This window comes from Spirochaeta lutea (genome assembly GCF_000758165.1).
Lineage (GTDB): Bacteria > Spirochaetota > Spirochaetia > DSM-27196 > Salinispiraceae > Spirochaeta_D > Spirochaeta_D lutea.
In genome coordinates, this window is record NZ_JNUP01000072.1 from 132,080 (window position 1) to 147,050 (window position 14,971).

Consider the following 14,971-nt stretch of genomic DNA (forward strand, 5'->3'; position numbering starts at 1 on the left):
CCTCGCGCCGTCGGCTCTACCGTTTGTCCCGTTTGTCCCTGGAAAATCGCAGCGCATAGGTACCCTGCCAGGTTTCACCGGCCTGTAGGTTGAGCTCGGTCCGAATAACCAGGGTGGAGGATTGGTAGGAGAGATGGGTTCCGTGTTTATCCCGGTGTCTGGTTAAGGAGGGAAAGCTCCAAATCGGGGCTGCCTTATCAAGCTCTACACGGATGGAATTCTTGTTATGCAGGTCGTCAAATACCATGCTCTGGGTATGTTCCAGAGATATGGGATCCGGGCCGACCTCTTCTTTCTGACCACCGGCTGCAATCCTGAAGATGCGAAGATCCGATACATCCCGGGAGGCAAAGGCGAGATTGAGCTCCGGAGCGAACACCGTCGATAAGGTATCCGTGCCGGTGTTGGTGAGGCTGTATTGCACCGAGAGCTTACCCTTTTCGAAGCTGTAGCTCTTGCGCATTTCTAACCCCCGTTGATCTCCCGAAGAGGACTCTACCAGCCCCTCTGTAACAAGCTCAAGCTTGAGGGTTTTTGCCACATCCGTGGTCCGATCTTGGATGGTGAAGATCTGATGTATCAGACGGGACTTGGGTTCGAAGCTGCCGTTCCGGAAGGATTCAAAATCCTGGCTCGGGGAAATAAAATGATCTACGAAACATTTTTTCGGGTACACATCGTACCCGAATTGTTCATCCTGGCTGGTATGGTTCGGTTCAGGATGGCGAGCGAGGGTGTCAAGGTAGTTCCAGTGGACGGGAAGATGATCCAACTCGAACAGAATGCCCCCCCGAAGATGTACATAGGCGTTGAGGTCATTTCCCTGAAACAGACATTCCTCCAGGCCGTCCATATCTAAGTCGTTGGTGACGATGGACGGGGCGAAGATCCCCTGCTCCCGGGTCAGGAGCTCGGCTGAGATTAATGCCGCATAACTGGGTTTCCGGTAGGAAGGATTGTAGATGCCGCCGCTGGGACCGAACCAGAACGGGACATTGCTCTGTCCCTTCCAAAGCTCTTCCTTGGCGGCCTGCTTTCTATATCGGTCGCCCCGCACCTGATTGACCAGGCTATGAATGAACTGCATCTTTCCGTAGAGGAGATTCCCCTCCTGATAGCGTGCCAGGGCCTGGCGGAACATCCCGCTGTAGTAAAAACCGGTGCGGCCAAGTCCGGGCATGGAGAGGTTTTCATAGGCCGCTAAATCACCCTCAGACTTATAGCGCCGGAGAAGGGTCTTAAACGCCGTGGGAGGAAAATACACCCTGCCCCGGGCCTCGGATAGCCGGGATAACCTGCTGGGGTGCCAGGTGGATACATCTCCCCGGTTCTGCGCCTCAATGATTCCCTCAAACAACTGCTCCAGCCAACGGCTGCGGTCTTCATCCCCCAGGGAATCTCCTGCTTGGCCATCCCATAACAGGGTAATAACCGGATCCCCGGGCTGATCAAGATAGGAGGGGAAGGATCCCAGCATAGTTTCTATGAATTCATCCACACCGGTAGTAAAAAGCTGATTCGTAACAGCGGTGTGAAGGGGAAACACCAATAGGGTCTTGCCTTGGTACTCGGTTAACAGAGGCGCATAGATCCCCCGGTGCTCAACTCCGGCTTCGATGAACTGCTCCTCCCCCAGAAAACTAAACTCCATTCCTGCCGAACGAAAGGCCGATGGATAGTCGGGTTCCCAAATCTGTTCCGGGATCCATACTCCCCGGGGACGGCTGCCGAACTGCCGCCGAATGTAGGTAGTCAGCATCTCGATTTGCCCAATGGTATCGGTCTTCGGAATGAGGGAGTAAATGGGTTCGTAGTATCCACCCCCCAGCAATTCAACCTGGCGCCGTTTTACAAGCTCCCCGAGAACATCTAGGAACTCGGAATGATTCTTCTCGATCCAGCCTAGCAGGATCCCGGAATAGTACAGGGTTGCCTTCAACCTTGGAAAGCGGTAGATAGCCTTGATGAAGGGGCGGTAGTAGCGTTGGTATATTTCTTCTAGTTCCGAATCACTCTTACCAAGCGGTACTGTGTTTACGGTTCCCATGAGTAGCTGAATCGATTTCCTCATATCACAATGATTGTATATTCATTACAGAAATATAACCAGGGTTTTTCCTCAGAGAAATCTCGAGATCCCTGGATTGCTTCATAAAATATCATTTACATAAATAGCGGCACAAAAACCAGAGAGTCTAATAGAGAGAATACCAGGGAGAGCAGCCCCAGGGTGATCAGCTCTCCGGGCAGCCCTGCCATGGAAGACGGCAGTCTCTGTAAGCGCATCCGCTCCTTGATCGTATGGAGAATAAAATTCACAAACCCCAACCCCAGGGCGGTAGAAACCGCGCCGATTACCATACCACCGTAGGTTAGCTCCTGGTATTGCACGAGGAGAGAAAACCCCAGAACCAGCATGGCAAGACTTCGGGGATACCGCAGAATCCGGGGCAGGGCATCTATCCAGCGGGTCTGGGCTGCATATAACCCGGTAACGCCGGGCAGCAACACAATCAGGGACATGCCCCCGATTCCCAGGGGTGTTAATATCAAACTGGTTATTACCCAGGATAGGGACCCGAAGGCTATGAGCACTACGGTTACAGAGCCCATCAGGATGGCGAGGGATCGCAGACTCCAATTTGTTCTCAATCCGAAATCCGCCCCCAGGCCGAAGGAGAGCAGGATGTTTTCTATGAGGATGAAGTAAAGCAATAATGCGAGGTAACTCATTTCTCCTCCTGATTTTCGCTTCGGTCTTCGCTGTCAGCAGGTGTTGGTCTGGTGGTGAACCGTCGATGCAGAGCAAGTCCGACCCCCAATAGCAGGAAGATGCTCCCGGGAATTAGAAAGACTCCGAGCCGGGGATTCACAGCCTCAGGAATCACGGTCAGGGACTCCTCAGCCAACCCGGGAAACGATATCGTCCCCAGGGCCAATACCTCCCGAAGGAACCCAAAGAGCAAACTCAGTCCGCTGATCTTGAGCAGGGCAGGAACCACTACCCCGATCCGGGACATGAATCCGTTCTGCCACCCAGGGCCTCGGTCCCGGGGCTGAAACAGCATCAACACTACCAGAGCGCTGAGGGGAAGGGCGATCCCCAGCCCCCCGACGATTCCGGGACTCACAATCTCGAGCACCGCCATCCATTGCACATGGACGAGACTCAGAATAATGGAATCGCTGATCATTCCGCTCTGTCGGGGAAATAAGCGGTAAAACAGGTAACTCAATAGGAGCCCGAACACACCCGAAAGGAGCATGACGAGGCTCAGGGTGAGGGCGTACCCAAAGCCAACCTCCAGGAGAAGGATGGGAAGAAGAACCGTTATCCAGGAAATTGAAACCATTACCGCACCTCCCGGAGTTGGGACACCACAGTATCCCGGAGAATACCAATCCTCCGATAGAGCACCTGAACCGGCCGCTCCGCCAGTGCAGGAAGCAGCTCCGGCAGCTGCCCCCGGGGCCCCAGGATCCGATCGATCTGGGGAGGAACCACCCCTCCGAGGAATTCAACCCGAGTCAAGCTGCCCTCGGGGGTGAACCCCAGGAATACCTGGACCGGGTACCGGTTCAAGAGGATCCGGCTTAGGACAATCAGCTGTCCGTCGGCTCGGCGGAACACCCGTTGTATGGAATCATCGAATCCCTGAAGGCTGGAGGTCAGCTCTTGCACTGCCTGTCCCTCGGTTACGGACATAAGACTCTGTTGCTCCAGCTCCTGGCTGCTCTGGTGAGCCAAGGGTAAGAGCACTACCCCGGCGAGGATAATCAGGAGGATTCCTAATCCCCCGGCCGAAATAATCCGGAGTACCAGAAAAATCTGCTCCCGCTGTACCCCCGGCGGAGACGATGAACCACCGCTCCCCGTTTCCTTGGTACCTGTAGAACCGCTCATACCATCCTCCGGGTTTGTACACCGAAGACCCGGGGTACCACATAAATATCAAGCATCGGAACCAGAATCATGGCCACTAACGCGGCAAACCCCGCCCCTACTCCCGGGCTCCCGAATAACCGGAATACCAGGGTGAGGCCGGCGGCTACTACCGCGTAGATTACCTGTCCCAACCTTGTCTGGGGTGCACTGGTTAAATCCGGTAGAAATATGAATCCAATGAACAGCACACCCCCGTTTATCAGATGAAACAGGACATCCCCGGTGAACAGCCGTCCCGTGGATTCCAATCCCCCAAAAACGAACATGCCAAGGCCGAAGGTAAGAAGGTACCAGGCAGACACCCTGCCGTATACAGCCCTCCGGCTGATAAGAAGTATGGAACATACCAGTATCAATAGAATGGATATCTCACCCATGGCTCCGCCCTGGAATCCTAAAAATCTTCCTGCGTACCCTTCAGGCAGGTTTATACCGAGATCATTCAGTAATCCCCTGTTCAGCCATTCGGTCACCGAGGCATCCACCCCGTGGGTTTCACCGCTGGCCGTCATGGCCTGAAGAGGACTTCGGCTAATCGTTCCGGAGAGTCCGACCTGCCTCAGGTACGAAAGGGTGGTTCCGCCGGTCACGGCATCGACTCCCCCGGAACTTCCCAGGATGGTTCCGCCCGGGAAGGTCCATTGCGAAAAAGCCAGAGGCCAGGCGATCATGGCAATAGCCTGGCCGCCCAGTTGGGGACTCATCCACATCCCGGTGCTGCCGCCGAAGCCCCAGCGTATAATAACCTGGGCGAACACCCCGGCAGCCAAGGGAATCAGGGGATGAATCCCCGGGGAAAAGAGCAGTCCCAGGAGCAAACCGCCCGAAAGGCTCTCCATCCATGCTATCCGGGAAGGTGAACCCCTCCGTAACCGAGCTAGGACCACCTCGCTACCCGTGTACCCTAGGACCGCTGCACCCAGCACCCAGAGGGCCTGCAATCCAAACAGGACAAGCCCCCAGGTAGAGAGCAGACCGGCCACCAGGAGCCGGGTCAGGAAAAGTCCGGACTTTGCCAGGGTTCCGTTGATTTGGGGGCTGGTAAAAAACGATTGTCGTATGTCGCCCACTGTTAGTCCTTCCTTTCACCCAGACTGTCCCGGCCCCGGATGAGATTTTGGGTCAGGGATATGTCGGCGGGACAAATATAGGAACAGATACCGCAGCCGGTACAGGCGTGAAGTCCCTCCCGCCAAGCGCGCTCGGGGTTTCCGTGGTCCAGCAGTTTATACAGCCGCATAGGATTCAGACGCATCGGGCAGTGCAGGGCGCATAACCCGCATTGAAAACAAGCCTCGGCACCCGGGGGTTCCGCCTGTCCCGGCCGGGGAAAAAGCCGTGATTCAGTCAATAGGATGAGGGAGTCATAGCCCTTGGTCAGGGGAGTATCTGCGCTTTCCATACCGACTCCCCGGAGAGGTCCACCGTACACCACCCGGGCGGGAGTTTCCTTCACCCCTCCGGCGTCACCCACAATATCACCTACCCTGGTGCCGATCCGAGCTTTTACTACCCTGCTGGCTGAAAGGGCGTCACCCGCCAGGGTCACATACCGCTCGATCATGGGTTTTCGTAGTGCTACCGCTTCATAAATACCGAACAGTACCGGAACATCCAAAATGAACACCCCGTGTTGCTCAAGGTTTACCGACCGATGAAACTCTTTTCCCAGAATCGCCTGGGTCAGGAGGACGGGTTCAGCCTGGGGATAATCCTCCCGGACCCGGCGGATCTTTACCGCGAGCCCCCGAGCCCTCAGCTCAGCCTTTAAGGACCGCAGTTCCCGCCCCAACCCCGAGGGTACGGCAGCATGAATCCGCGCCCTGGGAAAGAGTTTTGACAAGATGCTGCATCCCTGGGCCAGGGCTGCGGGCTTCGTTTTAAGCAGCTGCTCATGGGTTTTGGAAAGCGGTTCATTTGGGCTGAAGTTGATAATCACCGCACCCTGGCCCTGGAACCCGCTCATATGCCGGAGGCGGGTTATGAACGACCGGTCCTGATCCCGTATATCCTCTACGCCCATTTCAACCAGGGTGTTGATCAGCTCTGCTGGTTCAAGACTCTGCCAGTCCACAGGCTCGGGAACCCTGCCGAGGATATCAAACTCACCTCCGGTTTTAATAACCACACCCTGGGAGGGAATGTTACCTGGAAGAGTGATCTCGGTAATCGCCAATACCCGCCCGGGCACCGGGGCATGAACTGCCACCCCATCCGGCGGGGGCGAACCGATAATGGCCCCCTCCCGCACCTGGTCTCCCGGGGAGACCAGGCATCGGGCATGTCCAGCATGAAGCTGATACAGGGGAACGACAACCTGATCGGGAAGTGACGTTTCCCAATCCTGAGCCACCTCATGTTCTCCTGGCAATATTGTACCGGAAAGGCCGCGCCAGCCCATTCCTAAAACCACACTCATTTATACCCTCACCTGACCAGCTAACCCGTGTCTATACCTGTAGGAAGGTTCGGCTAACCGTCTGACAATCCTCCAGAGCATGGGCAGCCAGAGCAGAGTCATCCATACCAGCCCCCACATCCTGAACAGATTTCCCGTGGAGTATACCCTCTCCATTCCCGGCAGGACAACCCGGAGACTTCCCCCGTTTTGCAGGATCAGATTACCCGGCATCAGGGGATTCGAACGGATGAACCCCTCGGCAGCTACCACCCACTGATCATCAAACCGGTCAATTTCCTGGGTCCTTTCCTCGTAACCCTCGTCGGTCAGGGTGAACCGCGGCACCGTAAGGGTGTAGCCCGGAGTAACAGCCCGGTAATCCGCCCCGTAGAGGTACCACTGCTGAAAGAAGTAATGGGCCACCATTTCATCCTGGTCTAGGGTGATTTGACCGCCTGAGAGCTCGGGCTCAGCCGAACTATCCGTCCCCCGAGGCGCGGACAGTAGAATCACCCCCAACACCATAAGCACCACCACTCCGCCTCCTGAAAGCAGCCGTCCCCAGGAACCTCGGTCCGGCACGAGGCGAAGGTACTCAAAGGGCCGGTGCTCCCGGCGCTGCCACATCCGAAACCGCAGGAGATACACCGCCCCCAGGCAGCCGGGGGTTACCAGTATCCAGGCTGCCACCGCCAGGACCTGGGCTGCCCCGCCCAGGGCAGCCAGAACCAACCCGGCCAACACCCCGGCAAGCCCGGGGAACCACAGGGGCACCACCCGGCTGCTCAGGGACATCCTGGACATCCGGGTGATGAGACCGAAAAGAAACACACCGGGGCTGCGATGACGGCTCCTCCACCAGGAACGGGAGGCCCTGCCGCGGGAGAAGCCCTGTTCAATACCCGAAATCCAGACTCCCAGCCAAAAGGCCCCGGCAGCAAGACTGAGGAGCCCGGACGCACCCACCACCACGGATAGGGGCAGAAGCAGGATAAGGGGAAGCAGGGGCTCGGGTCTACCGATCCCGGTAAACCCCCAGAGTCCGGCTGCAGCTCCCAGAATCAGCAGTACCATGGGCACCCCTCCGGGGGTGCTTGTACCCGGCATCACCGGCGCCCAGCCGTTCCAGGGCTGGGAAACCCTGGTCTCCCGGGGAAGGGTCCGGTTAATTATTCGATTGGCCTGGGGCCAGACCGATTCAGGCACAAACAACCGGCGGACGCCGGAGGCGGGATGGACAAACAGGTTTTGGAGTTTGCTCAGATAGGGTGTCCACCGGGGATCGTCGGTTCCGAGAACAGCGACCTCCCGAAGGGGCCGAAGACCTACCTGGGTAAAGGTATTGAAATACACCTGGGCGGTGGAATAGGACAAGACATTCCCTAGTCCTGCCTTGGAAAGGGCCCCGTTTATGGCATGCTCCTGTTCGGCATCAGCTGCCAGGTACATCTCCCAGCCCTGGAGCTCCGGGGCTTCCTGGGCTCGGATGCCGGAAACCGGTAGGATGAGAAGAGTTAGTAAAAGCAGGAGACTGCAAGACCTCAGGGAGCAGCGATTCACCGGTACATCATCCTAGAGTATACTGAAGCCCAGAGCGATGAATAATCCCAGGAGCATTCCCACTATGACTTCCAGGGCAGTATGACCGTGCACCTCTTTGACGGGAGCAAACTCCGCCCGGCCCTCTTCCTGGAGCTGCTGTCCCAGGGCATTTAGGGCTCGGGCCTGCAGACCCGCAGCCCTGCGGACCCCCAGAGCATCCCGAATGGTGAGTATGCCGTAGAACAGGGCCAACCCGAAGAGGGACGAGTTAATCCCCTCCTGAAATCCGATGGCTACAGCCAGGGCGGTAACAAGGGAGGAATGGCTGGAGGGCATGCCACCGGTTTTCCACAGAAGGGTCTCAACCAGAAGCCCCCCCCTGGTGCGCTTACGGCGGAATATGTCTATAATAGTCTTGAGCAGCTGAGCGATGAACCAGCTGAAGAAGGCAGCGAGGAAGACTGGACTTGCGAATAAACTGAAGGCGTTCGCCTCTGTTCGAGCAACCATGATCACCAAGGATGGTATGCTACCGCGTATTTGTCAATAAGGAACAGAAAGAGAGTAAATCACAGCCATGGGTATACGACAGCTATTTGAGACGGTAAATCGCGATTGGACTCGGTTGGTTTGGCACATGCGGGGGTTGAAGGTCTACGCCCTGGTGGGAAAAAGTGGCACGGGAAAGAGTTTCCGGGCCCGGCTCCTCGCAGAGAAGCTCAAGATTGACGCCCTTATTGACGACGGCCTTCTCATCAAAGACCAGAAGATCATTGCCGGAAAGTCGGCAAAAAAAGAAGCGGCCTATCTGGCTGCGGTAAAGACCGCCCTCTTCACCGATCCAAACCACCGGGCACAGGTCAAAAAAGCCCTGGAATCCAGCAAGATAAAGCGGGTCCTGCTCCTTGGAACCAGCGACCGGATGATTCAAAAGATCTGCGAGATCCTCCAGCTGCCAAAACCCACAAAGATCATTCAAATTGAGGATATCGCCACCGCCGACGAGATAAATACAGCCATCCACTACCGCAAACATCACGGAAAACACGTAATCCCCGTACCGGCCATTGAGGTGAAAAAAAACTACCCGAAAATTATGGCGGATTCCCTGAAGATCATGCTGCGCAGCGGATTCGGGATGTTCAAACGCAGCAAACTCTACGAAAAAACCGTTGTCCGACCGGAGTTCAGCAACCGGGGTGTAATCAACATATCCGAAGCGGCCCTTTCCCAAATGATCATGCACTGTGTGGCCGAACATAGCCCGGGCTTTAAAATCCACAAGCTGGTGGTCCGCCAGGACGGTACCGGCTACTCCATGAATCTCCACCTGGACGTACCCTTCGGCCGTGAACTGGCTGCCTCCATCCACGATCTGCATACCTACATAATAGAGAAGCTTGAACAATACACGGGAATCATTGTGGACGAGCTGAACATTACGGTGAATAAGATCATTGATAAATGAGGTGCCCCCTGTCCAGACCCTCGGTCATGGGTGCAGAAGGATTCGGTACCGGCGGTGAGGTGCAGGAGGACCGGGTATCCGCTGACCTGCCGGCCCGTCCTTACCGCAGGCTGGTACCCTGCCTAACCCTCCCAGCCCGTCCTTACCATAAACCGATCTTTATCCGGCCCCCTATGACCCCGCCTGGTTGAACGCCGGGGATGTCGAGATCCGAGTCCAGCTGCGTTTCGGTTCTGGAGTTTTACCCCAGTGGGAATCGGTTAAATTTGACAGTACAACGGTTATCCAGGATACTATCTATGGAGGTAAGGAACCAATGAAACGGATTTTGTTGTTTTCGTTAATCTGTCTGCTGATGGGAGGGTTAGCGGCAGCCCAGGATAATACATTTGTATACGAAAGCACGCATTACCGCGTGCGGTCGAATGTGAGTGCGGACCATGCCCAGAGTACTGCAGATCAACTGGAGGCACTGGCCGTTCTCTTTAATGATTTCTTCCACTTTGATTTGGATGAATTGGATAACCCCTTGCGGGTTCAGGTCTTCCGGGAACAGCCCCAGTTTGACCGCTACCTGGAACGCCTCATCGGTGAGACCAGGGATGAGTTTGTATACCTACATTACAGCGACCCGTCCAGAAGCGAGTTGGTAGGCTTTTTAGGTACGAACCAGGAGCTGGGGAAGTCCATGACCCACCAGGCCTTTATTCAGTTTATCCGAGCCTTCGTACCCAATCCTCCCCTCTGGCTCCGGGAAGGGTTTGCCGTGTACTTCGAAGAGGCGCAGTACGAACCCGGGTTCGGTGCAGCCGTTGCCAAGGAAAACCTCAGCTGGCTTGAAACCCTGAAGACCATCCTGTTCGGGGAACGTATCGGTGAGGCCCTGACCCCGGAACAGATTCTGGCCATCGATACCGAGGCGGCCCGGGAACAGATCCAGGTCTTCTACCCCGAGGCCTGGGGAGTGGTAAACTACCTGGTGAATACCGACATCAAGGCGCATAACCGGATTCTCTGGGATTCCATCGCCGCCCTGTCACCCGAAGCAAGCCTCGCAGAAAACAGCGCCCGGGTATTACAGGCAGCCTTCCGCTGGGTACCCGAAGAAGATCTTTTGGAAAGCTTTTTATCCTACTTTGATGGGAAAAAGACCTACCGGGAACTCATCGAGGGTGGTGTCGCAGCCTACGAAGGCAAAGCATTGGATGATGCGGAGTACTATTTCCAACAGGCCATCAACCGCCGTGATACCAGTTATATTCCCTACTACTACCTGGGACTCATCAACTATGATCGGGGGAACCACAGCCTTGCCGGTCTGAATTACCAACAAGCCCTGGAAAAAGGCGCAACCCCGGCTCTAACCTACTATGCCCTGGGGGTCAATGCCTTCGCAGCAACGGAGTACGAAGAGGCCCGGGAGTACCTGGAAACCACCGTACGCCTGGACCCCGACAGCTTCACCGACAAGGCAGGAGAAATCCTGGCCCGCATTGAGGGATAAACCGGTAGAGGAATACCGCCGGGAGGCACCCGCATCCCTGGCCTGGGGCGGCTCAGCTGCGACCAAGCCCACAGGCGCCTGCCCGGAGTAGAATCCGGAAACAACCGGTGAAAGCCCGGGGTCAGCCCGGCAAAGAATGATCATTAAACCAGCCCCGGACTTGGCTGCAAGTCCGGGGCTGGTTTTTTCTCTATGGAGGCTCGTTCAACAGGGGGCTCGTTTACAAAGAGGCTCTATAAAAAGAGGCCCGTTCAAACCGAGGTTATGCACGGGCCATGGGCGAGGCTAGGATCAGTCGATAGTGCGCAAAGGCTTGTACAATCGCCCGGGGAAGCGTTCTACATCAGGATGGCGCATCGGGTTTTTGGCTCCCCGGTTTGGAGGGCTTCGAGCCGGATTTCGGTGCTGATGCCGGCCGGGATTTTCGCCGGGAACGCCGAGATCGGCCCCCGGAACCCTTGGATACGGTACCCGATGCCGGGTCTCCACCGTTCTTTGCACCCCCGCCCCGGGAGGGCCGGGAAGCCTTTTCCAGGGTATTGAGCAGGACGCCACTCTGGCGGTACCGCTTTTTCTGACGCATGAGGAAGACCACGGCCTGTTCTACATCGCGGTTAGCCGGGGTGAGGGGTTTAATGCATTCCTTGATCCCCTGGTATGCCAGGGGAAACACGTTCCGTCCCTCATCCTTCCAGGGGCTGCGATTGTAGAAATAATCGGCGCAGAGAAACGCGATAAACCGGCTGCGCCGGACCTCTCCATCGTTTTGTACATGTTGGTCCAGGGTATCCAGGAACGAGAAGAAGGAGGTTTGCACACCTTCCCCCTGCTCCTCAAAGAGGGTCTGAAACCCCGGAAGGAGGTACTGGAAGAGCCGGTAATCCATGAGACGGGAAAAGATGGCCCGGGAATTTCCCGACTGGAGGATCTTGAATAACTCCTCGGAGAGCCTGCTGGCAGAAATCTCCTGAAGCAGGGGGGATTCCCGGCGGATCCGCCGGCCGAGATTCCAGCCGATACTGCAACCCGTGGTAACGGCATACTTCACCGCCCGGATCATCCGCACCGGATCCTCCCGAAAAATCCGCTTTAGGGGAATAATAGGAACCAGCCGCCGGTTCCGGATATCCTGAAACCCGGTGTGAAAATCCAGCACCTGCTCCTTAACCGGATCATAGTACAACCCGTTCATGGTAAAATCACGACGGAAGGCATCTTCCTCTACATCGCCGTACACATTATTAAAGCCTTCGGCCTCAGCGGCCCTGAAGGTGGCGACCTCGATAATTTTTTGGTTCTGGAAGAAGATATGCACCAACCGAAAACGCTTACCGATAATCCGGGAGTTCCGGAATAACTTGCGGATCTGGTTGGGCTCCGCTGAAGTAGCAATATCAAAATCCTTGGGTTGACGCCGGAACAGTAAATCCCGAACCGCACCGCCTACGACGTAGGCCTCGTAGCCCTGACGCTGGAGCCGGCGGATTATCTTTACCGCATCAAAGTCGATGCCGTCCCGGGAAATAGAATGCTCTTCTTTTACATAGATTCTGGCCTGGGGAACGGGCTTTCCCCGGGGGCCGGTTTTATACCGAATTAACAATGCTGCTCTGCCTTTTGTTTCTGAGATACATTAACCATTCCATGGTATCGAAAAAACTCCGCGCTGACAATCCTTGAAAATCAGGCTATGGTACTGCTCCATGGTAGTAGGAAGTAAAGAAGAGGCAAGAATCTATCTCAATGCTCTCGGACGGGGTGATCGTCCCTTCTTTTTTTTAAGTGATTTTCATGCCACCCGCTGGTTTATCTGCCCCCTGGATAGTCTCAAGGATTGGAAGGTCCGGGCTGAATTGCAGCTGGAAACCGGCCCCCTCAGCCTGGGAGGAGCACCCGCCTCTCCGGGACAGCCCCGGAACGCCCCGGAAGCCCCGGGCATTCGAATCACCTCAAAAACCCCCCTAGACTTCCGCCAATACAGCCGGGGGTTTGAGATCGTCCAGGACCATCTGCGCCGGGGAAACAGCTTCCTGGTAAATTTGACCTACCCCACCCCCATCACCCTTTCCGGGGCCTCCCGGCCCCTGGATGCCCTGGTCCGCCAGAGTGGGGCGCCATGCAGGCTGACGGTGGGGGATCTGCGAATTAGTTCCCGGAGTTTTTCGGTTTTCAGCCCCGAACGCTTCGTGACCATCCGGGGCAACCGGATATCCAGCTTTCCCATGAAGGGTACCCGCAGAATCCCCGGGCCGGGAGCCGACCCCCAGATTACTGATCCGGACACCCTGCGGTGCTCCGCCCTGGGGAGCCTCATGACAAGCCCCAAGGAACAGGCGGAACACCGGACGGTGGTGGATCTGATCCGCAACGATCTCGGGATTTCCGCCCACCGGGTTTGGGTTGATTCCTACCGGTTCTCCCAGGTCATCCGAACGGGGGATTCCGAGCTGGTTACCACCAGTTCCCGGATCTGCGGTGCCCTGGAGGAGGGGTGGTCCGCCCGGGCGGGGGATATTCTGACCAGTCAGCTGCCCGCGGGTTCGGTTTCCGGGGCACCCAAGGCAAAGACCCTGGAGATCATCCGGGCGGCGGAGCTGGATGACCGGGGATTCTACTGCGGGGTTGCCGGGGTTTGGCTTCCCCCAGACCGGGGAGCCGGGAGGCGCTCCGGCCCCGGGGGCGGACTGGCCCCGGCCGAGGGAGAAGGGACCGGGCCGAGCCTGGAGAGTTGGGTGCTCATCCGGTATATTGAGCAGGTGGGTGATGCCTACGCCTTCCGCTCCGGGGGCGGCATTACGATCTACAGCGATGTCTGGGAGGAATACCGTGAGCTTGTCGATAAAATCGCCATCCCTGTTAGTTGAAAGCATTTGCATTCGGGACGGCCGGGTTCTGGCCCTGGAGTACCACCAGGAACGCTTGGACCGGAGCCGGAGGGAACTAGGGTTTTCCGGAGCCCTGCCCCTCGCGCCGGCGGTGCAGGAGGCCTACCGGTCCTGGCAGGCTGGGGAACATCCACCGGCCGGAGGGTCGGATGACAGGCATCCCGGGAATGCCGGAGCAGGTCTTGCCGCTGGAGGAGTCGTGAAGTGCCGGGTGCTCTACGACCGGTCGATTCAGGAAATAGAGTTTGAAGTCTACAAACCCAGGAAATTCACGGCTTGCCGGCCCGTTGAATCACCCTACCCCCTGGATTACCACCTGAAGTACCGGGACCGGAGCTGTTTCGAGGGGGTGAATGAGCTGGTGCCTCCGGGAATCTGTCCCCTGATCTGCCGCCACGGCTGGCTCACCGATGCCCTGCATGCCAATATCGCCCTGTTGGTGAAGGGGGAATGGCTCACCCCGGAAACCCCGCTCCTGGGGGGTACCATGCGGCGGCGGCTGCTGGAGCAAAAAAAAATCAGACCGGCCGCCCTGCGCCGGGAATGGTTACCCCTGGCAGAGCGAATCAGCCTGATTAATGCCCTCAATCCTCTGGATGCCCAGGTATTGCCCCTGGGTTAGATTCAGGGACTGACCACCTTGGCGAGGGAGGTTATTACCGATGCCAGGCGGATGGCCTCCCATACCTGGTCCTCCGTCGCGCCGGCTTGAAGCACCGAGGCTTCATGGCTCTTCACACACATCTCGCAGCCGTTCACCGCTGACACTACCAGACTCGCCAGTTCGAAGAACATCTTCCCGGTTACCGGGCGCATCATGATATTCATCCGCATCCGTGCGGGTTTTTTCTCGTAATCGGGCTTGTCAACAAAGTGCCGGAAGCGGTAGAGAACATTGTTCGCCGAGAGCAGGGAGGCACAGCCAGCCATTTCAGCGATCTCTCCCGGCTCGGCACCCTGGCCGGCGGATGAGTCCTCGAACGCCCGGATGAGGACCGGATTTCCCGCGTTTACCGCCAGGGCGTAGGCCAGCAGATGAGCCTGTTTGGCGCTTAGTGTCTGGGTATTCAGGGCCGTCTTGAGGTTCATCCGGAGATCCTTGATGTAACTGCTTTCCCCGGATAGCAGGGTCTCCGCCACGGGCATGGATTGGAAAGTCCCCTGGTTAACCCCGAGATCCTGGAGCAGATCCTGGAAGGTCTCGTGCATTTCGCTCATGACTCCC

14 protein-coding genes are annotated in these 14,971 nt (G+C 57.0%); 4 read left to right on the forward strand and 10 right to left on the reverse strand.

The features are described 5' to 3' along the window. Window positions 1-16: 16 nt before the first annotated feature. The 8 genes from DC28_RS14265 to DC28_RS14300 all read right to left on the reverse strand — a co-directional run bounded on the left by DC28_RS14265 (window position 17) and on the right by DC28_RS14300 (window position 8,399). Window positions 17-2,071 (reverse strand): alpha-amylase/4-alpha-glucanotransferase domain-containing protein, encoded by a 2,055-nt coding sequence (locus DC28_RS14265; RefSeq protein WP_081942239.1) that lies wholly within the window; start codon window positions 2,069-2,071, stop codon window positions 17-19. 92 nt (window positions 2,072-2,163) lie between these two features. Next, window positions 2,164-2,733 carry a hypothetical protein gene (locus DC28_RS14270; protein WP_037550172.1) on the reverse strand — a complete coding sequence of 190 codons (570 nt, stop codon included), beginning with the start codon at window positions 2,731-2,733 and terminating at the stop codon, window positions 2,164-2,166. Continuing rightward, window positions 2,730-3,353 (reverse strand): hypothetical protein, encoded by a 624-nt coding sequence (locus DC28_RS14275; protein WP_037550174.1) that lies wholly within the window; start codon window positions 3,351-3,353, stop codon window positions 2,730-2,732. Before DC28_RS14275 ends, DC28_RS14270 begins: the two co-directional genes overlap by 4 nt. Next, on the reverse strand, window positions 3,353-3,904 hold the full coding sequence (locus DC28_RS14280; protein ID WP_037550176.1) for a hypothetical protein: 552 nt from the start codon (window positions 3,902-3,904) through the stop codon (window positions 3,353-3,355). The genes DC28_RS14275 and DC28_RS14280 overlap by 1 nt, the downstream gene beginning before the upstream one ends. Continuing rightward, a complete protein-coding gene (locus tag DC28_RS14285) occupies window positions 3,901-5,016 on the reverse strand; it encodes an RnfABCDGE type electron transport complex subunit D (protein ID WP_037550178.1) in 1,116 nt (371 codons plus the stop codon). Before DC28_RS14285 ends, DC28_RS14280 begins: the two co-directional genes overlap by 4 nt. 2 nt (window positions 5,017-5,018) lie before the next feature. Then, complete coding sequence (locus tag DC28_RS14290; RefSeq protein ID WP_037550180.1) at window positions 5,019-6,365, reverse strand: 4Fe-4S dicluster domain-containing protein; 1,347 nt, start codon at window positions 6,363-6,365, stop codon at window positions 5,019-5,021. Then, on the reverse strand, window positions 6,366-7,907 hold the full coding sequence (locus DC28_RS14295) for a hypothetical protein (protein WP_037550183.1): 1,542 nt from the start codon (window positions 7,905-7,907) through the stop codon (window positions 6,366-6,368). A gap of 12 nt (window positions 7,908-7,919) precedes the next feature. Further along, the gene (locus tag DC28_RS14300; protein ID WP_037550186.1) at window positions 7,920-8,399 is read right to left on the reverse strand and encodes a divergent PAP2 family protein; all 480 of its coding nucleotides are present in this window, start codon (window positions 8,397-8,399) and stop codon (window positions 7,920-7,922) included. Window positions 8,400-8,466: 67 nt separating this feature from the next. On the opposite strand from DC28_RS14300, the gene DC28_RS14305 reads away from it, so the two are divergent. Both DC28_RS14305 and DC28_RS14310 read left to right on the forward strand, forming a co-directional pair. Beyond that, complete coding sequence (locus DC28_RS14305; protein ID WP_052078945.1) at window positions 8,467-9,357, forward strand: peptide ABC transporter ATPase; 891 nt, start codon at window positions 8,467-8,469, stop codon at window positions 9,355-9,357. Between the two features lie 316 nt (window positions 9,358-9,673). Beyond that, window positions 9,674-10,861 carry a tetratricopeptide repeat protein gene (locus DC28_RS14310; protein WP_037550191.1) on the forward strand — a complete coding sequence of 396 codons (1,188 nt, stop codon included), beginning with the start codon at window positions 9,674-9,676 and terminating at the stop codon, window positions 10,859-10,861. A 343-nt stretch (window positions 10,862-11,204) separates the two neighbouring features. Here the strand turns inward: DC28_RS14310 and pcnB are convergent, their stop codons facing one another. Continuing rightward, window positions 11,205-12,464 (reverse strand): polynucleotide adenylyltransferase PcnB, encoded by a 1,260-nt coding sequence (pcnB, locus tag DC28_RS14315; protein ID WP_052078946.1) that lies wholly within the window; start codon window positions 12,462-12,464, stop codon window positions 11,205-11,207. A gap of 100 nt (window positions 12,465-12,564) precedes the next feature. On the opposite strand from pcnB, the gene DC28_RS14320 reads away from it, so the two are divergent. After that, entirely contained in the window at window positions 12,565-13,725 is a 1,161-nt protein-coding gene (locus DC28_RS14320) for a chorismate-binding protein (protein WP_052078947.1), read from the forward strand. Beyond that, the gene (locus tag DC28_RS14325) at window positions 13,688-14,368 is read left to right on the forward strand and encodes an aminotransferase class IV (RefSeq protein ID WP_156104708.1); all 681 of its coding nucleotides are present in this window, start codon (window positions 13,688-13,690) and stop codon (window positions 14,366-14,368) included. The genes DC28_RS14320 and DC28_RS14325 overlap by 38 nt, the downstream gene beginning before the upstream one ends. Window positions 14,369-14,370: 2 nt before the next feature. Here the strand turns inward: DC28_RS14325 and DC28_RS14330 are convergent, their stop codons facing one another. Continuing rightward, complete coding sequence (locus DC28_RS14330; protein ID WP_202962983.1) at window positions 14,371-14,964, reverse strand: carboxymuconolactone decarboxylase family protein; 594 nt, start codon at window positions 14,962-14,964, stop codon at window positions 14,371-14,373. Window positions 14,965-14,971 lie beyond the last annotated feature (7 nt).

Coding starts and splice junctions, on each gene's coding strand:
- DC28_RS14330 (WP_202962983.1), bottom strand. CDS start 14,964: ATGAGCGAAATGCACGAGACCTTCCAGGATCTGCTCCAGGATCTCGGG.
- DC28_RS14275 (WP_037550174.1), bottom strand. CDS start 3,353: ATGGTTTCAATTTCCTGGATAACGGTTCTTCTTCCCATCCTTCTCCTG.
- DC28_RS14265 (WP_081942239.1), bottom strand. CDS start 2,071: ATGAGGAAATCGATTCAGCTACTCATGGGAACCGTAAACACAGTACCG.
- DC28_RS14320 (WP_052078947.1), top strand. CDS start 12,565: ATGGTAGTAGGAAGTAAAGAAGAGGCAAGAATCTATCTCAATGCTCTC.
- DC28_RS14300 (WP_037550186.1), bottom strand. CDS start 8,399: ATGGTTGCTCGAACAGAGGCGAACGCCTTCAGTTTATTCGCAAGTCCA.
- DC28_RS14310 (WP_037550191.1), top strand. CDS start 9,674: ATGAAACGGATTTTGTTGTTTTCGTTAATCTGTCTGCTGATGGGAGGG.
- DC28_RS14280 (WP_037550176.1), bottom strand. CDS start 3,904: ATGAGCGGTTCTACAGGTACCAAGGAAACGGGGAGCGGTGGTTCATCG.
- DC28_RS14270 (WP_037550172.1), bottom strand. CDS start 2,733: ATGAGTTACCTCGCATTATTGCTTTACTTCATCCTCATAGAAAACATC.
- DC28_RS14290 (WP_037550180.1), bottom strand. CDS start 6,365: ATGAGTGTGGTTTTAGGAATGGGCTGGCGCGGCCTTTCCGGTACAATA.
- DC28_RS14305 (WP_052078945.1), top strand. CDS start 8,467: ATGGGTATACGACAGCTATTTGAGACGGTAAATCGCGATTGGACTCGG.